The organism is Mesorhizobium sp. M0159 (genome assembly GCF_040322295.1).
Taxonomy (GTDB): domain Bacteria; phylum Pseudomonadota; class Alphaproteobacteria; order Rhizobiales; family Rhizobiaceae; genus Mesorhizobium.
This window is the reverse complement of the sequence record NZ_JAMYTF010000021.1, coordinates 54,804-75,279: the sequence shown is the minus strand read 5'-3', so window position 1 is coordinate 75,279 and position 20,476 is coordinate 54,804. Positions and strand designations below refer to the sequence as shown.

General features: G+C 61.6%; 18 protein-coding genes and 1 pseudogene. 12 read left to right on the top strand and 7 right to left on the bottom strand.

Going from position 1 to position 20,476, the window contains the following annotated elements:
- Positions 1–8: 8 nt before the first annotated feature.
- Entirely contained in the window at positions 9–455 is a 447-nt protein-coding gene (locus NKJ32_RS20240) for a (2Fe-2S)-binding protein (protein ID WP_352623742.1), read from the bottom strand.
- A gap of 160 nt (positions 456–615) precedes the next feature.
- Between NKJ32_RS20240 and NKJ32_RS20235 the strand changes: the two genes are divergently transcribed.
- Positions 616–1,512, top strand: coding sequence for a LysR family transcriptional regulator (locus tag NKJ32_RS20235; RefSeq protein WP_352708035.1), 897 nt, complete (start codon positions 616–618; stop codon positions 1,510–1,512).
- 299 nt (positions 1,513–1,811) lie between these two features.
- Here the strand turns inward: NKJ32_RS20235 and NKJ32_RS20230 are convergent, their stop codons facing one another.
- The gene (locus NKJ32_RS20230) at positions 1,812–2,537 is read right to left on the bottom strand and encodes a hypothetical protein (RefSeq protein ID WP_352786124.1); all 726 of its coding nucleotides are present in this window, start codon (positions 2,535–2,537) and stop codon (positions 1,812–1,814) included.
- Positions 2,538–2,698: 161 nt separating this feature from the next.
- On the opposite strand from NKJ32_RS20230, the gene NKJ32_RS20225 reads away from it, so the two are divergent.
- Both NKJ32_RS20225 and NKJ32_RS20220 read left to right on the top strand, forming a co-directional pair.
- Positions 2,699–2,917 carry a hypothetical protein gene (locus tag NKJ32_RS20225; protein ID WP_352641569.1) on the top strand — a complete coding sequence of 73 codons (219 nt, stop codon included), beginning with the start codon at positions 2,699–2,701 and terminating at the stop codon, positions 2,915–2,917.
- Positions 2,918–3,301: 384 nt separating this feature from the next.
- Complete coding sequence (locus NKJ32_RS20220; protein ID WP_352708042.1) at positions 3,302–4,888, top strand: serine hydrolase; 1,587 nt, start codon at positions 3,302–3,304, stop codon at positions 4,886–4,888.
- 306 nt (positions 4,889–5,194) lie between these two features.
- Here NKJ32_RS20220 and NKJ32_RS20215 read toward each other — a convergent pair whose 3' ends face one another.
- The 4 genes from NKJ32_RS20215 to NKJ32_RS20200 all read right to left on the bottom strand — a co-directional run bounded on the left by NKJ32_RS20215 (position 5,195) and on the right by NKJ32_RS20200 (position 12,347).
- Positions 5,195–5,425 (bottom strand): glucoamylase family protein, encoded by a 231-nt coding sequence (locus tag NKJ32_RS20215; RefSeq protein ID WP_352623777.1) that lies wholly within the window; start codon positions 5,423–5,425, stop codon positions 5,195–5,197.
- Between the two features lie 1,928 nt (positions 5,426–7,353).
- Positions 7,354–8,649, bottom strand: a complete 1,296-nt coding sequence (locus NKJ32_RS20210; RefSeq protein WP_352623729.1) for an ATP-grasp domain-containing protein — start codon at positions 8,647–8,649, stop codon at positions 7,354–7,356.
- Between the two features lie 92 nt (positions 8,650–8,741).
- On the bottom strand, positions 8,742–9,872 hold the full coding sequence (locus NKJ32_RS20205) for an acetate/propionate family kinase (protein WP_352828605.1): 1,131 nt from the start codon (positions 9,870–9,872) through the stop codon (positions 8,742–8,744).
- A gap of 51 nt (positions 9,873–9,923) precedes the next feature.
- Complete coding sequence (locus tag NKJ32_RS20200) at positions 9,924–12,347, bottom strand: phosphoketolase family protein (protein ID WP_352642949.1); 2,424 nt, start codon at positions 12,345–12,347, stop codon at positions 9,924–9,926.
- Positions 12,348–12,641: 294 nt separating this feature from the next.
- On the opposite strand from NKJ32_RS20200, the gene NKJ32_RS20195 reads away from it, so the two are divergent.
- From NKJ32_RS20195 to NKJ32_RS20160, 8 genes are all read left to right on the top strand, one after another.
- Positions 12,642–13,019 carry a hypothetical protein gene (locus NKJ32_RS20195; protein WP_352642947.1) on the top strand — a complete coding sequence of 126 codons (378 nt, stop codon included), beginning with the start codon at positions 12,642–12,644 and terminating at the stop codon, positions 13,017–13,019.
- Positions 13,020–13,319: 300 nt separating this feature from the next.
- A complete protein-coding gene (gene copM / locus NKJ32_RS20190; RefSeq protein WP_352642945.1) occupies positions 13,320–13,790 on the top strand; it encodes a CopM family metallochaperone in 471 nt (156 codons plus the stop codon).
- Between the two features lie 30 nt (positions 13,791–13,820).
- A complete protein-coding gene (locus NKJ32_RS20185) occupies positions 13,821–14,081 on the top strand; it encodes a DUF5676 family membrane protein (RefSeq protein WP_352623775.1) in 261 nt (86 codons plus the stop codon).
- A 97-nt stretch (positions 14,082–14,178) separates the two neighbouring features.
- Positions 14,179–14,574, top strand: a complete 396-nt coding sequence (locus NKJ32_RS20180; RefSeq protein WP_352623719.1) for a hypothetical protein — start codon at positions 14,179–14,181, stop codon at positions 14,572–14,574.
- Positions 14,571–14,885, top strand: coding sequence for a DUF2933 domain-containing protein (locus NKJ32_RS20175; RefSeq protein ID WP_352623717.1), 315 nt, complete (start codon positions 14,571–14,573; stop codon positions 14,883–14,885). Before NKJ32_RS20180 ends, NKJ32_RS20175 begins: the two co-directional genes overlap by 4 nt.
- A 2-nt stretch (positions 14,886–14,887) precedes the next feature.
- A complete protein-coding gene (locus tag NKJ32_RS20170; RefSeq protein ID WP_352623715.1) occupies positions 14,888–15,556 on the top strand; it encodes a methyltransferase family protein in 669 nt (222 codons plus the stop codon).
- 78 nt (positions 15,557–15,634) lie between these two features.
- Positions 15,635–17,062: a multicopper oxidase family protein gene (locus tag NKJ32_RS20165; protein WP_352708044.1), complete on the top strand. Its 1,428-nt coding sequence runs from the start codon at positions 15,635–15,637 to the stop codon at positions 17,060–17,062.
- 38 nt (positions 17,063–17,100) lie between these two features.
- Positions 17,101–19,527, top strand: a complete 2,427-nt coding sequence (locus NKJ32_RS20160; protein WP_352828602.1) for a heavy metal translocating P-type ATPase — start codon at positions 17,101–17,103, stop codon at positions 19,525–19,527.
- Positions 19,528–19,800: 273 nt separating this feature from the next.
- On the opposite strand, the pseudogene NKJ32_RS20155 reads toward NKJ32_RS20160, so the two are convergent.
- Positions 19,801–20,097, bottom strand: a pseudogene (locus NKJ32_RS20155) (ABC transporter permease); the annotation flags it as partial.
- A 10-nt stretch (positions 20,098–20,107) separates the two neighbouring features.
- Between NKJ32_RS20155 and NKJ32_RS20150 the strand changes: the two are divergent.
- Positions 20,108–20,473 carry a hypothetical protein gene (locus tag NKJ32_RS20150; protein WP_352642952.1) on the top strand — a complete coding sequence of 122 codons (366 nt, stop codon included), beginning with the start codon at positions 20,108–20,110 and terminating at the stop codon, positions 20,471–20,473.
- The last annotated feature ends 3 nt before the right edge of the window (positions 20,474–20,476 follow it).

Here is a 20,476-nt window from a genome sequence, read left to right as displayed (position 1 = left end):
TTGCCTCCTCACGCCCGGACGGCCTGCCGGACGGCAGCCGAGATCGCGTTGTATGTGCCGCAGCGGCAGAGGTTCACCATCGCGCCGGCGATGTCGTCCTCAGTGGGCTGCGGCGTCTGCTTGAGCAGCGCCGTCGCCGCCATCACCTGGCCGGACTGGCAGTAGCCGCATTGCGGCACCTGGTTGGCAACCCACGCCTCGACCACCTTCCGGCCCTCGGTGTCCTGCTCGATCGCCTCGATCGTCGTGATCGCCGTTCCGACGACGCTGTCCACGGTCATCACGCAGGACCGCGTGGCCTGTCCATCGATCAGCACCGTGCATGCGCCGCACTGGGCGACGCCGCAGCCATATTTTGTGCCGGTCATGCCCAGCACATCGCGCAGCACCCAGAGCAGAGGCGTGTCTGGTTCGACGTCGACCTGAAATGTCGAGCCGTTAATGGTCAGTTCCATGGCCTTCACCTTTCGGTTCGCGGGAAAGCCAACACGACTGGCTGTTGGCTTGTCGGACCTGCAGGGTAGCTGCTCCCGATCAAGAGGATTAGGGGCGCTAATTCGCTTGCATTGATCGATGGGAAGCATAAATCTTCCCCGATCGGTGCGAGGCAGCGACATGGCCAAGGAAGATTTCAACGACCTCTTGTGGTTCCTGGCCGTTGCCGAGGAAAAGAGCTTCACGCGCGCCGCCGCCAAGCTCGGCATGACGCAGTCCACACTCAGCCACACGATCAAGCGGTTGGAAACACGCATGGGTATCCGCCTGCTCATGCGCACGACCCGCAGCGTGGCGACGACCGAGGCCGGCGAGCGCCTAGGGCGGGCGCTTGCACCGCGTGTTGCGGAAATCGAGGCGGAAATCGCCGCGCTCATGGAGTTTCGCGACAAGCCCGCCGGAACCATCCGGCTGACTCTTTCGGATCACGCGTTCGACAGCCTCGTCTGGCCGAAGCTCAGGCCGGCGCTCGCGGCGTATCCCGACATCAAGCTGGAGCTCAGCATCGACAACGGGCTGCGCAACATCGTCGAGGATGGCTTCGACGCTGGGGTGCGTCTTGGCGAAAGTGTCGAGAAGGACATGATCGCGGTCCGCATCGGTCCTGACTGGCGGATGGTCGCCGTCGCCTCGCACGACTATTTCGCCTCACATCCTGCGCCTCGCCACCCGCAGGAGCTGATTGGACACAACTGCATGAACATGCGCCAGACACGTGGCGGCGGGCTCTATGGCTGGGAGTTCGAGAAGGAGGGTCATGAGCTTCGCGTCCGGGTGGACGGGCAGCTCACCTTCAACGCCTCCTACGCCATGGTGGATGCGGCTCTGAAGGGGTACGGCATCGCCTTCGTGCCGGAGAACCTCGTCGAGCGTCACATCGCATCTGGCAATCTCGTCCAGGTACTGGACGACTGGTGCCCGAAGTTTCCGGGCTACTACATCTACTATCCGAGCCGACGGCAGAATCTGCCCGCCTTCAAGGTCATCGTCGATGCACTGAGGCAGGGGGCGGCTTGAGGCGACCCGGCGACCTCGCACCCTCCATCAAGGGTTCGCACGTTTCTCGAAAACCTCCCGCGCCACCGGCGCTGCCGAAAACGCGTTCGGCCAACCGGACGGGCTACCAAGGCAAAGCCGCATGACGGGGCGGTGGAGGACGAATCGAAGCACTTTGTCTACTGCCCAGTCTGCGGCCAGACGTTCGACGCGCGTGATCTTGGACAGGTGTTCCACCACGCCGAGCCGCAGCACGAGCGGCTTCCGGTCGAGCAATAGTCCAGCTAGTTCAGCGCCGGGGCCGGCTAAGCCTGAAGGCCTTAAAGTGCGGCAGCGATGCCCATCATCACTGATTGCTTGGGATAGTCGAGCACCCGCAGCGTGCCCGGCTCGTCGCCGCCCATGCCGCAGATCGGCAACACCTGGTAGTCGTCGTCGAACGCAAAATGTCGCCGTTGGCAGTAAAATCGTATTCGGGAAAACAGCTCTTCAGGAATGCCTCGAGCCCCCGCGCAGGGCCGATTGCGACCGCGCGCCTGACGGCGGCAGGATGATGAAGCTGTCGACCTCGTCCCCGGCAGGCATGCCGGAAATGTCGATGGCAAAATCGATGAGAACCTACGCGCTGCGCAAGGGCATCCGGCATTTCGTCTGTAGCCAGGCCCCTCCCAAAGCACACACGAGGCGTGCCAGCCCGAAGCCTTGTCAATCAATTGCTTCGACCAAACGTTGCGAATACCTGACGCCCGATTTCCTTCTTCTAGTTTGAAGTTTTCTTCGGCCGTGCCTACTCCGAAGCGCCATATAATGCCGGCGTCGTTTGGCACCCAGACGATTTTCATCGAGTAAACCGCTGCGGTTCCGGAGATGCTATCGATTCGGCAATCAATGGACGCCGGCATCATCCCTTTTGCTTTCATCTTGCGGCTTTCGGTGATCACGGTCTCAGCCTTCATCCACACACTTTCAACGGCGTTGGGAGGCAAATCATTGTTGGGCGTTGCGGCGACCAATGTCACCATCAATGCGACTGCCTGAAATGTCATTTCCCGACCCCCTGCCCCCAACTGGATGTTCTCATTCCGCTCATGATCGGGAGTGCAGGTCAATCGCGTCCGACAAACGCAAAAAAGGGCTGTCAATACCAACTTCTTGCGATGGATTTGCCCTGCGGACTAGGCAATCTCGGGGCGAAGGAGTGATCGCCATGACCGTCCTCGCCTATAGCCTCGCCGCCGACGCAAAGGGAACGTGGCGACTCGTCTTTGTGCCTGACGATCTGCATCGCAATGTGGAATTCAGCCGGCCAAATGTTGAGTCAAATCCGGTGAACTGGCTGAGCGTGGATGATTTCCTTGCCTGGCGCCCTAAAGGCGCGCTCCATCGCTTAGTTGCGCTCATTTGCCAAGCGATGAGCGACCCGTAAACGCAAAAAAGCGCGCCGCACCTTTCGGCTCGGCGGGCGATCAGTCATTCACCAAGCACAGGGTGTGGGCGGGGATCGGGTGTGCCCGGTGCACGGATCGTGGAAAATCATATGCGCGTCGGCGGCGTCGCGTCTACCAACCGGCAGCCCTAGAGAAATACATTGACCCATTTCGCCGCCTGTTTCCTCTTAGGACCCCTGCCCATCCAATTGCCGGGCGCGTAGGTAACGCGGCTACTTCACCACTCCGAAATCACATGACAAGCAGCCGCGGTCTCTGTCTGATCTTTGAACTTAAACATATCATTGGAAAATAACCGCAACCATCTTTCATCTTGCCGCGTATGGTCCGATCATCTGCCGGTGCAAGTTTGAGGACATGCAATGAAGAAGGTCGCTGCTCTCCTGGTACTTTCCCTCGTTATCATGCTGCCCGCCATGGCAGCCGCGCAGTCCTACCTGCCGGAGCTTGGGCCATCGCCGCCGCAGGATGCTACGCAGCTGTACCCCGGCGGTGTCGAGAAGGCGCTGGCCGCGCTGCCGGACATCGTCAAGAAAGTCAAGGAAGCATCCGACGTTCCCGGCTTCGCCGTGGCGGTGGTGCATGGCGGCAAAATGATCTTTGACGAGGGCTATGGCCTTCGCGACAACCGGGACGACACTTCTAAGGTCAGCAGCACCACCATTTTCCAGGTCGCCTCGGTGTCGAAGTCGATCTCGGCCACGGTGGCCGCGATCGCCATGACGAAGGACCACAGCTTCAACTGGGATACCCCGGTCGGCGAGGTCTGGGACGGCTTCCGCCTCAATCTCGACTATGTCTCGGGCAACGCCACTATCGGCGATTTCTTCGCCCATCGCTCGGGCCTGCCGATGGCGGCGGGCGACGAACTCGAGGATCTCGGCTTCCAGCGCAAGCAGATCGTCGGGAGCCTGTGGATGGTGCCGCTCGATCCCTTCCGCATCTCCTATCACTACGCCAATTTCGGCACGACGATCGGCGCCGAGGCAGTGGCCCACGCCGAGAAACAGCCTTGGGAGCCGCTGGCCAAGAGCCTGTTGTTCGATCCGCTCGGCATGCGCTCGAGCAGCTATCGGCACGAGGACTTCATTGCCGCCGGCAAGAACCGCGCCCTGCTGCATGCGCGCGTGGCGGAGAATGTGTTCGAGCCGCTCTATGACCGCGACCCCGACCAGCAGGCGCCGGCGGGCGGCGTCTCCTCCAGCGCCCAGGATCTTGCCAAGTGGATGATCCTGCTGCTTGGCGACGGCACCTATAACGGCCAGCCCATGATCGACCCCAAGATCCTGCAGCCCGCCATCACACCACAGAGCGTGACCTACCGCGGCGAGACGCCCGATACGCGGGCCAGTTCCTATGGCTATGGCTTCAACGTGGGGGTGAACGCCAATGGGCGCACCACCATGGGCCATTCCGGCGCCTTCCTGCTCGGTGCCGGCACCACCTTCCAGATCTTGCCCTCGGCCGATGTCGGCATCGTCGTGCTCACCAACGGCTCCCCCGTCGGCGCCGCCGAGGCGGTCGCCGCCAGCTTCATGGACATCGTGCAATATGGCCAGGTCACCCGCGACTGGTATCCCTACATCAAGCCGCGGTTCATGGCCTACTACAAGCCGGTGGGCGACCTTGCCGGCAAGGGCAAGCCGACGAACCCCGCCAAGGCGCGCAGTCCATCCTTCTACGAGGGCCAATATACGAGCAACTATTTCGACACCGCCACCGTGCGGGCCGATGGCGACAAGCTGATGCTCGAACTCGGCCCAAAGCCCATGCAGTTCACGCTCGAGCACTGGGACGGCGACACCTACGCCCTCACGCCCCGCGGAGAGAACGCGCCGACCGGCTCGCTGTCATCGGTGAAGTTCGTCGGTTCCCCCGGCGGCATTCGCGCGCGGGTGATGACGGTGGACTATCTGAATGAGAACGGGTTGGGGCATTTTCAGAGGTAGGGGTGGAGGCGTCCGGTGCTTCATACACCCCATGCCGTCGAAAAGGCGAACCGGCCGTCTGCAAGGTGATGCCTGAGATGGCGGATTTGTGACGGTTCGCTTCGGGGCGTGGCGATTAGGAAGCCGGCATTTGCTCGGGAGCTTCCAACAAGCTATGTCGGCTTTGGCCAGCCGCTGATCCGAGCAGACCGACGGCTCCCGGCCCCTATGTTGCAATGCGCCGCTGAGTCGACGTTTGCAGCAAATGCGGCATGCGCTAGCAGTCAAGAGTCCCGGTCAGTCGGAGAGCTTTGTCATCTCGACTTGTTATAGGCAACCGCCCGAAAAACCGGCTCGGTGCAGTCCGGCGATGATCGCCGGCACGCAGCGCATCAGGCGCCACAGGAAGCCCGAGCGGTAGTTCTCTATCATCAGAGTGATCGGCCCCTGATTGATGCCGACATGGTCCGGCGATACCCAACCGCATGGCCGGCCGTCGGCGGCTGCTATTGTCGGATTGAAGCTTGCGGTGAAGCCGTAAGGGTTGCCCTCGTGCAGGTCGATCTCGTGGAAATGGCGCAGTGCGAGGACATCGGCGAGATAGCCCAGCGGCTCAACGCCGTTGGCTTGCAGGTTTCAATCAGCGACGGCTTAGGAAACGGCCACTCCTAAAAGAGCCATTTGATGGCTCCCAGGATCAGCACAACGATTGCTGCCGCCACATACTCCCGCCCCGGCTTAACCTGTGCACGAAGTCGCGGTGAAAACCGACAAGCCAGCAGGACGCCAAGCCCGCCTCCAAGCGGGGTTAGAACCTTGTCGATGAACTCAGCAGCACTCATTTTCTAACCCCCCACTGTCGAATATATAATCGCCATCTTGGCCGAGCATCTTCCTTCTGCCGTCGGCCGAATTTTTTCAGGCCAGGGGCGAGTGACGCGCCAACGTGTGCAGTCGAGCGTTCGCAATAGGCCGAAATCAATAAGTCGTGCAATTCACTGTGTTACCGAAGCGGTTGCAAGTCGTTGTTTTCGGCTGACTGTGTTGCATGTTGGCAAACGCCGCATTTGCCCTGGCAGATGGGCGGGACAGACCTCCGGCGAGTCGACCTGCTGGAGGCGCCGGCCGCTTACGAACCCGATGAAGACGAGGAAAATGATCCGGATGTCCTGATGCTCAAGGGCAGACACTTCCGTCTGAGATGGGAAAGGGGACGGGCCCAATCTTAGGCTTTTGAACCTTTTGAGGGTTCGGCCTAGGGGGCTTATCCAAATTTTCGGCCGCTCGTCGGCGATGCCTCCCCGCTGATAATACAGCGAGGAAACAGCGGGGGAGGGCTACCGGGGAATTAAGGTGGTGAGTGCTGCGAAGCAGTGCCGGTCTGCTTCGTGAAGTCATGGAGGCGCGCGCGAACATGTGCCAGCAAATTCACTTCATTGACGACCCCGGATTGAAAGAGAGACAGCGTGGTCGAGGCTAGAATCTGGCTGTCTACCGACGTGCTGTACGATTTGGCGTCGGCGGCTATCTGGTCGACAACCCGCTGGCAGATCGCTCGATCTTTAGGTCTAAGGAACTGACTTTTCGGTTCTCGTGGCATCTCGACGCCTTTAAAGGGGAAGTTACTGTGTCCCCCCACGCGACGGATGCGTGGGTCTCTGCGAATGGACCCTAATCGCATTCAGACAGATAGTTGCCATTTCGTTTGAGTGGTGCCGATGTCCCTCAAGGCCCATGGCCGTTATAGGCACGGTCAGTTCACTTGCGAGGCCGTCGAGCAGCGCAGAGAAATTGCCGCGTTGGTCGCCCAGGCGCGGCGAACAGCGGCCGCGGGGATATGAATGGAGTGGTTCGCCAATCACCCAGCAACGCCCGTGCCCCGTCGTCTGAAAACAGACGAGCAACAGGCCTCGTTACAGCCCTACGACTTGAAGCTGTTCCGCACGGTTGCCGGCTGGTCGCAAAACGCGCTCGCTTTCAGCATACGGCCCTCCTGACATCTGGCGTGTGCTGCGGAGCGGTGACCCAACGACGGTGTGCTCAATCCGGCGCCGGCAATGGCGCCTTAATGTCGGTCCGGTAGGTCCACTCCTGCTTCATCTCCACAATATCGGCAAGCCCAATGCCGCTCCGCTAAACACGGGGGCTGCGCGGCGGACACGCCGACGTCACCGCAATGCCACGCCATTTTGCAGAACTTGACGCACACAACTCAGGACGGCTCACCGGTGTCGCCGCTCGGTATGAAATCGCGGTGTCGTTCCAAGACAGAGTCGTTGAACGTGAGCGGCGAATGGGTTTCCCTGCGGAGATCGACGAAAATTCCTCGGGTCGCTCCTCACTACCCCCGGGCAGCCTTGAGCCGCGACGTCGAGCGGGGTCGCCATGTTCGATCCAACGGCGCCCAGTCCCGTACGCAATGGCCGCGCGTCCCGAGCAGCCTTGCTGGAGAGTTCAATCCTCTGTCATCTGTGGGCGGCTTTGCCTTAGCTCTTATCGCAGATAACTAAGATCGGAGCAAAGCCGCCGCCGGGTGTCCGGAAATTGGTGGTCTGGCCTTGATAGAGGCGTGCGGCGGCGAGCAGCACCTGGCCATCGTAAGTATAAAGCCGCACGTCCATCTTACGCGGCGCGGGTGCGCCATCGATTTCGATCACACGCTTCCCCGGCGCAGCAAATGCCTGGGCCACATAGCCGCCCCGGGCGATCTCGGCCCACACCCCTTTTGTCACCTTGTCGCCGCGGTAGACCGCCTTGCTGCCATGGCCTGAGAGCGGCTTGAAGAACATATCCTTGCGGGATTGCCAGGCGGCATCCGAATTGTCGGGCGTGACTAGTGTGGTCCGCGGAACGCCGGCGAGCCGCGAGCGCATCTCCGGAGGAAGGCCGAACGCTTCCAGCGCCGCCGGATCGGACAGCAATGTCAGATTGCGCTTGCTTGCAAAGAGCGCGTGGTTGTGCGGATTGGGAGTGAGCACCACGGCGCCATCCTGGTAAGCCACTCTGAGTGCGGCATGTTCCGGGCGATCGAGTGTGAAATCGACCAGGCGATTGTAGACGAGGTCAATCTCCTGTCCGTCGAGCCGAAGCCTGCCGCCATCATATGTCAGCTCGTTCGCGTCCCCGATCATCGCGTCTATGCCGTGCTTCAGCAATAGCTGCCGGGCTGGCACGAATTCAGGATAGAGATACTGCTCCCCAGGCTGATCGTCGACGATCGCAATCGTTCGCGGCGAGCCGGCTCCGCGCTGGCGGCGCCATTCGTTCTCGAACATCGCGATGACATTGGTTTCGAAGTGATCGTCCCTGGCGCCAATCAGCGCCCGGTCAACTTCAGAGCAGCAGGCCTTCTGTGCCCTGGCCAGCAAGGCATTGAGGAAAGCCCCGCCGGCGTTTGTGTTCACCTCGATCAGCTTGGGACCATCATCGTCGAGGTGGAAATCGTAGCCCATCAGAGCGCCAACGGGTCCAAAATCCCGTTGGGCGATTTCCGGGGCCCAGGAGAGGACGGTATCGCGGTAACCCTGTAGGTTGGCTGTTGCCTCAATGGCGACGACGATTGCTTGCATCTCATCGAGAGCTGACGCGGCGAGGAAGACCGGAACGTTGGAAAACAGATGCGGCCTCGACGCCATGAAGGTTTCGCAGAAGCCGGGATCGCCGGCCTCATGGTTCAGCGCTGCCCAAAGCGCTGTTCGGTCGAGCGTGATGCAGAAGCAGTTGCGATTGCGTCGCGCCGACGGGGACATGGCGGCTTCCGACACGCCGGAGACTGGAAGCATGTCAGAGTCTCCTCTGCGATGGCAGGGCAAAGCTGGGTCTTGCCCGCCTCGGCGAAGGCGCAGAGCGCAGCTGGCTGGCAACGGCTCTCTCTTCATCGGTAGGGATTACAAGAACCTCGACGTGTGAATTGGCAAAGGCTGATGATCTCCTCGCCTCTTCGGTTCTGGTCATGATCGATACCGACGCCAAGCCAGCCGGCAGCAACTCCGATCTTTTCCCGGATCGATGGCGCGTTTTCACCGATGCCGGCGGTAAACACCACCGTATCAACACCTCCAAGGGCAGCGGCCAGCGATCCGATCTCGCGCCCGATGCGATAGACGAATAGATCGACGGCCTCGGCGGCGGCAGGATCGTCCGAGCCGATGAGCGTCCGCATATCTCCGGATATACCAGACATGCCGAGCAGGCCGGACTGCTCATAGAGAAGCGTGACCAGTTCGTCGGTCGGCAGCTTCCAGTCCTGCAGGAGATGCAGGATGATCCCCGGGTCGAGCGCGCCGCAACGCGTGCTCATGATCAGGCCATCCAGCGTCGAAAACCCCATTGTCGTCGCAATGCTTCGTCCGGCGTCCATGGCGCACACGCTGGCGCCGCTGCCGAGATGGGCAACGATTGCCCGGCCGCCGGCGCCGGCGCCATAGCGGTCGCGCAGCCGCGAAGCGATGTGGCTGTAGGACAAGCCGTGAAAGCCGTAGGAAACGATACCCGCCTCGGTCATCGCACGTGGAATGCCGTAGATCTTCGCAACGCTCGGTCGGGTCGAATGAAACGCTGTGTCGAAGCATCCGACCTGCATGGCTTGCGGGAGGAGGTCGGTAGCCAGCGCCACAATTTCGAGATTGATCCGCTGATGGATCGGCGCCAACGGCTCGAGCCGGGCGAGCGCGTCGAGCGCGGGCGCATCCAGAAGCGTCGCTTGCGTGAAGTCGCGGCCGCCATGAACGATCCTATGCCCCACCCTGTCTATGCGGCGCAGGAGATCGCGATCGGCAAGGAGGGAGACGACGGAAGTGAATGCTTCGCCGATGTCGATCGGTCTCTCGCCCAGGCTCTTCAAGATCTCCGGTCTGTCGCCTGCGGCCTCGGCATGCAGCTGCGGATGTCCGCCAAGCGAGGCGATGTGGCCGCGCAGAAGCACGGGGAGGCCATCGCGTTCCTCGAAGACAGCGAATTTCAGGCTGGAGGAACCGCCGTTCAGGATGAGGATAGCGTCAGTCATGGGGCCGTCCGATGGGCTGTCACCGCAGTTCGCTGAAGACGTGGCATCGGCTCAAGCCGGGCGGATCTGCGTCACATCCAGGTCCTGATCCCACTTCCAATCAAGTATCTCCGGCATATCCTGCCCATTGGCGCGAATATAGGCTCGATGTTCAAGCAGCTTGCCGTCCATCGCCTGCTTGAGACCGACTTGAACGCTCTTGAGTTCCGGGACCCGTTCAAGCACGCTTTTGACGAGATGGAACCGATCGAGGCGGTTCAGAACGGTCATGTCGAAGGGCGTCGTCGTCGTGCCCTCCTCGTTATAGCCGCGCACGTGGATGTTGTCGTGGTTGGTGCGCCGATAGGTCAGGCGATGAATGGCCCAGGGATAACCATGATAGGCGAAGATGACGGGTTTGCCGGCGGTGAACAATGCGTCGAAATCGCGATCTGGCAGCCCGTGCGGATGATGCTCCTTGGGCTGCAGTGTCATCAGGTCGACGACGTTGACCACCCTGATCCTGAGCTCGGGGACGTGATGCCGGAGGATCTGCACGGCTGCAAGCGTTTCAAGTGTCGGAACGTCGCCGGCGCACGCCATGACCACGTTCGGCTCTTCGCCATTCTCGGTCGATGCCCAGTCCCAGATGCCGATCCCTGTCTTGCAATGGACGATGGCCTTGTCCATCGACAGCCACTGCCACGATGGCGGCTTGCCAGCGACGATGATGTTGATGCGATTCCATGTCTGCAGCACGTGATCGGTCACGCAAAGCAAGGTGTTGGCGTCCGGCGGCAGGTAGACGCGCACAATGTCGGCCTTCTTGTTGAGGGCAACGTCGATGAAGCCGGGATCCTGGTGGCTGAAGCCATTGTGTTCCTGATGCCAGACATGGCTCGACAGCAGGTAGTTCAGGGATGCGACCGGCCGCCGCCACGGAATGTGTCGGGAGGCATCCAGCCATTTCGCATGCTGGTTGAACATGGAATCGACGATATGGATGAACGCCTCGTAGCAGGAAAACAGACCGTGCCGCCCGGACAGCAGGTAGCCTTCAAGCCAGCCCTGGCAGGTATGCTCGGAGAGGATTTCCAGAACCCTGCCGTCGCGGCCGAGATGAACGTCTTCGGGCAGGATCTTTTCCATCCAGGCGCGCTCGGTGACTTCGAATAGGTCCTGAAGCCGGTTCGAGGCGGTCTCGTCGGGACCAACGATGCGGAAGTTCTTTGCCGCCTCATTCAACTGCATGACGGCACGCAAGAACTTGCCCATGGCCCGCGTCGACTCCGCTTTCACCGCACCTGGCTGTTCGACCGCAACAGCATGGTCGCGTAGCGCGGGCAGATCGAGCGACCGGCGCAGCAGGCCGCCATTGGCGTGCGGGTTGGATCCCATGCGCCGCGTGGCCTGGGGCGTGGTGGCGCGGATCGATGCGATGGCGACGCCGGCATCATCGAACAGTTCCTCAGGCCGATAGCTTCTCAGCCACTCCTCAAGCAGCTTCAGATGCGCCGGGTTTTCCGCGAGGCCGGATAAAGGGACTTGGTGCGAGCGCCAGAATCCTTCCGTCTTCAGCCCGTCGACCTCCTTCGGGCCGGTCCAGCCCTTGGGGCTTCGCAGCACGATCATCGGCCATTTCGGTCTCAAGGCCGATACCGCGGAACCATCACGCGCCGCGCGCTGGATCGCCTGGATGCGGTCGAGCGCATCGTCGAGCGTGGTCGCCATCAGCTCATGCATCAACACCGGATCATGCCCCTCGACGAACAGCGGTTCATAGCCATAGCCAACGAACAGCGCTCGCAATTCTTCTTCGGGAATGCGGCCCAGGATGGTGGGATTGGCGATCTTGTAGCCGTTCAGGTGCAGAATCGGTAGCACCGCACCATCGCGTGCCGGGTTGAGAAACTTGTTCGAATGCCATGCGGTGGCAAGCGGCCCGGTCTCCGCCTCGCCGTCGCCGACGACACAGGCCACGACGAGATCAGGATTGTCGAAGGCAGCACCATAGGCATGGGATAATGCGTAGCCCAGCTCGCCTCCTTCGTGGATCGAACCCGGCACGTCGGGAGCGGCGTGGCTAGGAATCCCGCCTGGAAAGGAGAACTGCCGGAACAGCCTGCGCATTCCCTGCTCGTCCATCGAAATGTCGGGATTGAGCTCGCTGTAGGTGCCCTCCAGATAGGTGTTTGCCACCATGGCCGGGCCGCCATGGCCGGGACCGCAGACATAGATGACGTTCGCGTTCCGGAGCCGTATGGCGCGGTTGAGATGGGTATAGATGAAGCTCAGGCCCGGAGACGTTCCCCAGTGCCCGAGCAGGCGCGGCTTGACGTGCTCCAACTGCAAGGGCTCGCGCAGCAGCGGATTGTCGAGCAGGTAAATCTGCCCGATCGTCAAATAGTTGGCGGCGCGCCAATAGGCGTCGATGTCACTCAGTTCGTGTTCGGACAACCGGCTGGTGGGGATCGGTATTGCCTTGTGCTGGGTCATGCCTGTCTCTCGTTGCCGATTGGGAATGCCGCCGGTTCCCGACACCCGTGCTCATCGAACCCTAGCGAATGGATACCAACGCGTTCGCGCACATGGGCGAATACGAAAGTCGGCCGGCGATTCTATCCTGACGGGAGTCTCGGTGGAACGCGGCTTTGCCGACATAGTTTCAGCTCCAGTTCATTCCCCATGGAAGAGCTGGGAAAAGAGGCTCGCTGAAACTAGGCACTCTCCCAGAGCCGCGGCATTGATTTGCATCAAAGTGGCGGCGCACAATTGGGCTAGACTGAATGCATGAAAATCGCGTTGGCTCAGCTTCGGTTATGGCTGGCCGTGATCCTCCTGATCGCGGGCGGTGCCGCTGCCGCTTCTGCAATTGGGGCCGATGGCGGCGTCACAACTGACGATGCGACGCTCTCGACGAGCGCCTTGCACAAGTTGATGGGTAACCACGCTTTCACAGACCAGGACAAGCATCGCGCCTCATGTGAGGGCTGCCTGGATTGCGTGCATTCGCCCGGCTCTGGCTGTTGTGCTGCAAGCATTTTCGCCGGCGAATGCGACATTCTTCATGATGCGCCGGTTGCCGCCCGGTTTATGGCGGGCAAGGCATTCCTGCCAACGGGCATCGACCCCGAGGCGCTCCTGCAACCACCCCAGACCTTCGCCTGATATCGCGCCGTCGCGGTGCTTGGGGCTGTTGAATCCAGCAGTGCCCGTCAAGGCGCATAGCGCGCGAACGATCCGCGAAACATAACCGGCAGCCGCGATCTGGGCTGCCTCCGCGCCCATTTCAGGGCTCGCCTGTCGCTTCACACCAACGACAAGGAAACTGTCATGAAAACTCACCTTCGATTGATCACGTTTGCAGCATTGACAACTCTTTCCGGCGCGGCATTTGCCCAGACCGACCCGCACCATCCGGCGGCCGATGCGCCGCAAGCCACGACAGCGGCTCCGGCCGCACAGGCGATGCCGGGCGGATTGCCCGAGCAGTGCACGGCGATGATGTCCACGATGCAAAAGATGATGCCGATGATGCAGCAAATGATTCCCGTGATGCAGCAAATGATGCCGATGATGCAGGGCGGCGGAATGCAAGGCGGACAGGGCGGCATGATGCAGGGCGGCCAGGGCGGCATGATGCAGGGCATGACGAACATGCCGATGGACACTGCCACCATGTCCGAAGCCTCTAGAAACTATATGGACGCGATGAAGCGAATGGACGGGCCGATGATGCAGGCCGTCCAGGCTGGCGATCCCGATGTCGCCTTCGTCCAGGCGATGATTCCGCACCACCAGGGCGCGATCGACATGGCCCGGGCGGTCCTGCAATTCGGCAAGGATGATCAGGTCAAGGTTTGGGCCAATCAGATCATCACGGCTCAGCAGGCCGAGATCGCCGCAATGCAGGAATGGCTCAAGCAACACGCAAAGTGACAGGAGGAAGACACGGACAAACTCAGCGTCCTGTCCGTCGGCATTGCGCTGGGCGTGACGTCGGCCCTGATAAGCATGTTCTGTGCTTTGGCCTTCGTCATCTGGCCGGATGCAACACTCGATTTCTTCGGCGCCTTCATGCACGGGCTCGACCTCAGCGCGGTCAGATCCGCGGCGCCGATGAAGCTGGGCCGCGTTCTCTACGGCGTCGTCGGCTTTGGCATCGTCGGGCTGCCGGCGGGTGTCGTTTACGCGTCGATCTACAATGTCGTCGCAACCGGGCGCCGGTAGGCAAGTCAAGGTTCAGCCCATGAAAGCCACAGTCAATCCATGGACGACGTCGTCCGTCACTCTTGCTCTGGCGGGAATAATCATCGCCGGGATCGGATTGTATTTCATCGCCCTCAGGCCACCCCTGCTGCCCGAGGACGTCCGCTACATGCACCTCTCGGCGGCCGAACTCGAAGCCATCGGCCCGCGTCTTGCTGTGTGGCTCACGCAGGTTTTCCGGGTGCTCGGCGGCTACGCCTTGGCCACCGGCGTTCTCCTGGTTGCGCTGGCAATCACTGCGTTCCGGGCGCGCCATCCGGTCGCGGTGGCCGGCGCTCTGGTCGGAGGAGCGTTATCCATCGGCTTGATGTCGGTGGTCAACTTCACGATCGGCTCCGACTTCAGGTGGCCCCTGTTCGCCTGCGCGCTGGTCTGGGCCGTAAGCCTCGTCGCGTTTGGGCTCGAAAGCTCCCGCAATGACAATCGGACACAAATAAAGGAACCCATCCCATGAATACCAACAACGTTCACCGCATGTCGGATCCGCCGACCGGGTCCCAACCAGAACCGAAGGCCGAGGCTGGTGGTTGTTGGACTTCGAAGGCCGGCCTGGTCACGATCGCCTTTCTGCTGATCGCCGCGTTTTTCCTGCTCACTGAGCACCGAGCTCATACCTTCGGTGTCCTTCCCTTTCTGCTGCTGCTCGCCTGTCCTCTGCTTCACATGTCCATGCATGGCGGCCACCGCGGCCACGGCGGCCATGCCAGGCGCAAGGAACCCGAGCCGGGCGCGCAAGACGGCATTACCCAACATAAAGGAACATGACGATGGTCGAGCAATCTCCCGCCTATGGCCTCTGGGTCCTGGTTATAATCAATTCGGCGGTCTTCGTTCTATTCGCATTCAGCTTCTTCAAGCCGCGAACCGGCCGTGACTGGCGCTCCTTCGGAGCATTCAGCGCCTTCCTGGTGGCGTTGTTTGCCGAGATGTATGGATTTCCGTTGACGATTTACCTGCTCTCGGGCTGGCTGCAGTCACGATACCTAGGCATCGACTGGTTCTCGCATGATGCGGGTCACCTCCCGGAGATGATGTTCGGCTGGCGGCTCAATCCGCATTTCGGGCCCTTCCACGTTTTCAGCTTCTTCCTGATCGGCGGCGGTTTCATGCTGATCTCGACCGCGTGGCGAGTGCTTTACGACGCGCAGCATCACAATCGCCTCGCAACGGGCGGCCCATATGCCTCCATCCGGCATCCGCAATATGTCGGCTTCGTCCTCGTCATGGCGGGATTCCTCGTGCAGTGGCCGACGCTGCTGACGCTGGCGATGTTTCCCATTCTCGTCGGCATGTATGTCCGGCTTTCCTTCATCGAGGAGCGGGAAGCGAGAAAGGAGTTCGGCGATGCATACGACCGATACGCCGCCCGTGTGCCCGCCTTTTTTCCGCATGTGACCAGGCTGTTCAGTTCGGCCGGCGAGCGCCGTGCGCCTTGAAGCGCGGGGGTCGATAGCCCTGTCCTTGCGTGCTGAACCAAGCAAGAAAAATCTGAACTCGAAAACGAAGGAACGATTATGAAACGTCGAGATATCCTGAAGGGCGCAGTTGCAGGCGCCGCAGCTTTTGCGATCCCATCATCGTTGCTCGCTGCAGCCTCCGCCAGCCAGTCAGAAGGCCAGATGCTTGGCATCTCACGCCGCACGATCGAGGTGAATGGCAAGGCCGCAAGTGTCTTTGGCTTGCGAGGGGCCGAGGGTGCGCCCGGCCTGCGCTTTCGCGCCGGCGATGGCTTCAATGTCCTGCTTCGAAACGAGACTCCCGAGCCGACAATCATACATTGGCATGGGTTGACGACGCCGTGGCCGAGCGACGGCGTCGCCGACGCGCCACTGCCGCTCATTGGCGCTCGAGCCGATCGCAGTTTCGATTTTCCGGTCGGCGAGCCCGGCACCTTCTGGATGCACGCCCACACCCTGCAGGAACAGCTGCTGCTTGCTGCTCCGCTCATCGTCACCGATCCCAAGGACGATGCGAGGGATGAGCAGGAGGTCGTCATCCTGCTTCACGATTTCTCGTTCTCATCGCCGGAGGAACTGCTGGCCCGGCTGCAGAGTAAGAATACTGGCGGTTCCATGCCGATGGACGGCATGGCCATGTCGGGTGGCGCCGGCAACACCATGGCAGGGATGAACGATGGCGGCATGGCGACCGATATCAACGACATCGATTATGACGCCTATCTGGCCAATGACCGGTCCCTGAACGATCCCGAGATCGTGGAGGTCGAACGAGGCGGACGCGTGCGGGTGCGGATCATCAATGGCGCCACGGCGACCGCTTTCACGATGGACCTCGGCGAGCTTGAAGGCGACTTGATCGCGGTCGACGGTCAGCCTGTCGAGCCGGTCAGGGGCCGGCGGTTTCCGATGACAATGGGACAGCGCATCGACGTGCGCCTGCAGTTGCCGCGCGAACTCAACTCCTTTCCGATCCTGGCGCTGCGCGAGGGAAGCAAGGAGCAGACGGGAATTGTCCTGCGTCCGGCGGGAGCGGCGGTGGCCAAGATCGGGCCGGCGGCTGATGTCGATGCTCCGGTTCTCGACCTGGCGCTCGAGGCGCAGCTTCGGGCAATGTCGCCGCTTGCATCACGCTCTGCCGAAAAGACGTTCGAAATGGCGCTGACCGGCGATATGGCTGCCTATCGCTGGGGCCTCGAAACCAACGCTCCGCTTCTCGTGGACAGGGGCGATCGCGTCGAGGTCACGCTGCGCAACGACACCATGATGGCCCACCCGATGCATCTTCACGGCCATCATTTCCAGGTGGTCGCGATTGATGGGCAGCGCTTTCAGGGCGCAGTTCGCGACACCGTGCTGGTGCCGCCGATGCGCTCGGTCACCATTGCCGTGGACGCCGGCAATCCCGGCAAATGGGCATTCCATTGTCACCACCTCTACCACATGGCGAGCGGCATGATGTCGACCTTTGCCTATCGAAGCTGAGGCACGCAGCAGCGCGAATGCCGGCACGGAGAACGACGATGAAAAAGGTCAATCTGGAAGTGCGCGACCTTGTCGGCATGATGGATTTCGCAGCGGTCGAAAAACGTCTGGCGGCTCTGCCAGGCGTCGCCGGTGTTGCCATGAACGCGGGGTCTACGACCGCGACCGTCGAATTCGACGAAGGACGGACGAGCCCCGGGGCCCTTGCCAGGGACATCGAGGCCTGCGGCTTCCATTGCCGTGGCGAGTCCGTGCCGCGGCATCTGTGCATTCCCGATAGCACGACCATTCCGCCCGGGCATCCGCGGGGGACGTCCGGGCAGGCCGGGCATGATCATGCGGGGCACGCCACCATGATCGAACCAAGTGCAGCGGGCCTCAGGACGGCTGCGGCCAAGATGCCGCACGACGCCATGGCCCATGAGATGGGACACGGCGCCGGCATGGACATGCAGGGCATGGTCAAGGACATGCGCAACCGGTTCTTCATCAGCTTGGTCTTCGCGCTGCCGATTTTCGCCATGGAGCCGATGGGCCTGGGCGAGCCCTGGCTGCGTCCGCCCTTCGGCCTCAGCGAAGACCTTGCGATGTTCTTCCTCGCCAGCGCCGCGATCCTCTATCCCGTCTGGCCTTTCCTGGTTGCCGCCTGGCGTGCCCTGCGCAACCGCGTCCTCAACATGGCCGTGTTGGTGGTGCTGAGCGTCGGCACTGGTTACCTGTTCAGCGTCGGCGCGACTTTCTTCTTCGAGGGGCAGCAGTTCTACGAGGCCGCGAGCGTGCTGCTCGTGTTCATCCTGCTTGGCCACTGGCTCGAGATGCGTGCCCGCGCCGGGGCCTCGGCCGCGATCAGGGCCCTGCTCGACCTTGCTCCACCCAAGGCCTCCGTCTTCCGCGAGGGCAAGGAGGTCGAGGTTGCAACCGCCGAGGTCGTGCTCGGCGACATAGTAGTCCTCCGGCCTGGCAACAAGCTTCCGGTCGACGGCGAGGTGATCGAAGGCACCTCGACGATCGATGAATCGATGCTGACCGGAGAGTCGATGCCGGTGACCAAGAAGGTCGGGGACAAGGTCATCGGCGCCACGATCAACAAGAGCGGGACGCTGCGCTACCGCTCTACCAAGGTCGGCGCCGACACGGCCCTGGCCCAGATCGTCAAGCTGGTCCAGGAGGCCCAGAATTCGAAGGCGCCGGCGCAACTGCTGGCCGATCGCGCCTCGCAATGGCTGGTGCTCGCCGCGATCCTCATCGGCCTTGCGACCTTCGCCGTCTGGTTCTGGTGGCTCGGCCAGCCTCTGCTGTTCGCGATGACCTTGACCATAACCGTCTTCGTCATCGCCTGTCCCGATGCGCTCGGCCTCGCCACGCCCATGGCCGTCATGGTCGGCACTGGCCTTGGCGCTACAAACGGGATCCTCTTCAAGAATGCAGCCGCTCTCGAGGAGGCGACCAAGCTCAACGTAATCGTCTTCGACAAGACCGGCACGCTCACCATGGGGCAGCCCAAGGTCGTCGAAATCGTCCCGGCTGCCGGCGTTTCGCCCGACGAGGTTCTGCAGGTCGCAGCTGCCGTGGATCAAGGGTCGGATCACCCGCTTGCCGTTGCCATCGGCGAGCAGGCCAAGGGTATGAAGCTTCCCAAGGTCTCGGGCTTCCTCAATATCGAGGGCAAGGGTGCCAGCGCCGCCATTGGCAGAGCCAACGTTTTCCTTGGCAACCGGCGACTTATGGAAGAGCAGAAGATCGATCTTCTGGCGCTTGGCGTCAGGGCCGAGACGCTCAAGGGCGAAGGCCGCACCGTCATCCATGTTGCACGGTCCGGCAAGCTGCTCGGGCTGATCGCGATCGCCGATACGCCGCGCCCGACAGCCATCGCAACGATTGCCAAACTGCACGAGCAGGGCGTTCGCGTGGCCATGCTCACGGGTGACAACGCCGGCACCGCCAAGCGCATCGCGGACATGCTCGGCATCGACATTGTGCTCGCCGACGTGTTGCCGGGCCAGAAGGCCGAAAAGATCAAGGAACTGCAGGGACAGGGCCTGAAGGTCGGCATGGTCGGAGATGGCGTCAATGACGCGCCGGCTCTGACACAGAGTGACGTGGGGTTCGCCATTGGTGCGGGCACCGACGTCGCCATCGAAAGCGCTGATATCGTGCTGATGAAGAGTGATCCTTACGATGTGGTCGGTGCGATGACACTCTCGCGTGCCACGCTGCGCAAGATGCACCAGAACCTGTGGTGGGCGGTGGGCTACAATCTCATTGCCTTCCCGATCGCGGCAGGCGTGTTCTACCCGTTCCTTTTGAGCCCCGAGCTTGCGGCGCTGGCAATGTCGGGCAGTTCTGCGCTTGTGGCCGTCAATGCGCTTTTGCTCAAGCGGACGAGGCTTGAGGGCATCCGTCCTGCCACCACATCGAGGGCCGAGGGGGTCGCACATGAGCACCCTAGAGGCGCACAGGCATGAGTGTGTCGATGCGGGCTGGCTTGCCTACGTCGCGATGGGTCCTGAGCGCCCTTCTCGGCCTTTGTCGTTGCGCTCGGCTACTGGATTGTCTTGCCGGTCCTGCCGATGATGATCGAGCGGCTTGCCGGCTCGGCAGACCCGACATTCATGCGCCGCAGATCGGCTTCTTGACCGCTGCCGAATCGTATGGCTGGTCCAGAAGGGCAATCATGCTCGCAAGCAGGTAACAGCCAAGGTGAGCATGCCGATCAGGACGGCATTCCACGTTAGTTATCCCAGCGCCTTCATGAGCCCGATCTGCTCGCGCTCCAGTGCAACGAGCCGGCTAAGTGTGAGATTGACCAGAAATGCCGACACCAAAAGGAAAATCGGTGGCAGCGTCCGGCTCATGTTGTTGAGCATATCGAGTTCGTGGTTCAGCCAGGCGTGCGAAGTGTGGTCCTTCCGGCCATAGGCCGCTCGGCCGCCATAGCGCTCGAGCATCGCGTCGAGGCGCATCATGACCTCACTCTCGGACGCGCCCCGCAGCAACTTCAACGAAACGGACGAGAACGCATCATCGAGGTCATAGGGGCGCGAATTGACGATTGTCGGGATCGCGCTGTCGCCCGAGTTCATCTATGCAGTCGGACCAAGCGATATCATGCCGGACGACCGCCGCTTCGGCCTCATCTGGATGTCGGAAAAAGCGCTCGCCAGCGTCCCTCTTGCCGGCAGCGTCCTGAAGATCATTCAGGAGAGCGAAGGAGTGGTCCAGGCGGGTGCACCGCTGATCGAAACAAGGCAGGGAGGCGGCGACGGACCACGGAGCGAGCGTGCCACGTCCTGGTCCTTCCACGCTCCAGTGGATGGGCATCGAACGCCGGTTCGAGAGCTACGTCGTGATGCGCTGTCCCTCTTCTGCCACCATTCCATCGATCGGGGACAACAACGACGCGATCTGTGAGGC

What these genes read in the sequence shown, in the direction of transcription:
- copM (WP_352642945.1), top strand. Translation starts at nt 13,320, where the DNA reads ATGCCGGGCGGATTGCCCGAGCAGTGCACGGCGATGATGTCCACGATG.
- NKJ32_RS20235 (WP_352708035.1), top strand. Translation starts at nt 616, where the DNA reads ATGGCCAAGGAAGATTTCAACGACCTCTTGTGGTTCCTGGCCGTTGCC.
- NKJ32_RS20205 (WP_352828605.1), bottom strand. Translation starts at nt 9,872, where the DNA reads ATGACTGACGCTATCCTCATCCTGAACGGCGGTTCCTCCAGCCTGAAA.
- NKJ32_RS20160 (WP_352828602.1), top strand. Translation starts at nt 17,101, where the DNA reads ATGAAAAAGGTCAATCTGGAAGTGCGCGACCTTGTCGGCATGATGGAT.
- NKJ32_RS20195 (WP_352642947.1), top strand. Translation starts at nt 12,642, where the DNA reads ATGAAAATCGCGTTGGCTCAGCTTCGGTTATGGCTGGCCGTGATCCTC.
- NKJ32_RS20210 (WP_352623729.1), bottom strand. Translation starts at nt 8,649, where the DNA reads ATGCTTCCAGTCTCCGGCGTGTCGGAAGCCGCCATGTCCCCGTCGGCG.
- NKJ32_RS20220 (WP_352708042.1), top strand. Translation starts at nt 3,302, where the DNA reads ATGAAGAAGGTCGCTGCTCTCCTGGTACTTTCCCTCGTTATCATGCTG.
- NKJ32_RS20230 (WP_352786124.1), bottom strand. Translation starts at nt 2,537, where the DNA reads ATGACATTTCAGGCAGTCGCATTGATGGTGACATTGGTCGCCGCAACG.
- NKJ32_RS20240 (WP_352623742.1), bottom strand. Translation starts at nt 455, where the DNA reads ATGGAACTGACCATTAACGGCTCGACATTTCAGGTCGACGTCGAACCA.
- NKJ32_RS20170 (WP_352623715.1), top strand. Translation starts at nt 14,888, where the DNA reads ATGGTCGAGCAATCTCCCGCCTATGGCCTCTGGGTCCTGGTTATAATC.
- NKJ32_RS20200 (WP_352642949.1), bottom strand. Translation starts at nt 12,347, where the DNA reads ATGACCCAGCACAAGGCAATACCGATCCCCACCAGCCGGTTGTCCGAA.
- NKJ32_RS20165 (WP_352708044.1), top strand. Translation starts at nt 15,635, where the DNA reads ATGAAACGTCGAGATATCCTGAAGGGCGCAGTTGCAGGCGCCGCAGCT.
- NKJ32_RS20225 (WP_352641569.1), top strand. Translation starts at nt 2,699, where the DNA reads ATGACCGTCCTCGCCTATAGCCTCGCCGCCGACGCAAAGGGAACGTGG.
- NKJ32_RS20175 (WP_352623717.1), top strand. Translation starts at nt 14,571, where the DNA reads ATGAATACCAACAACGTTCACCGCATGTCGGATCCGCCGACCGGGTCC.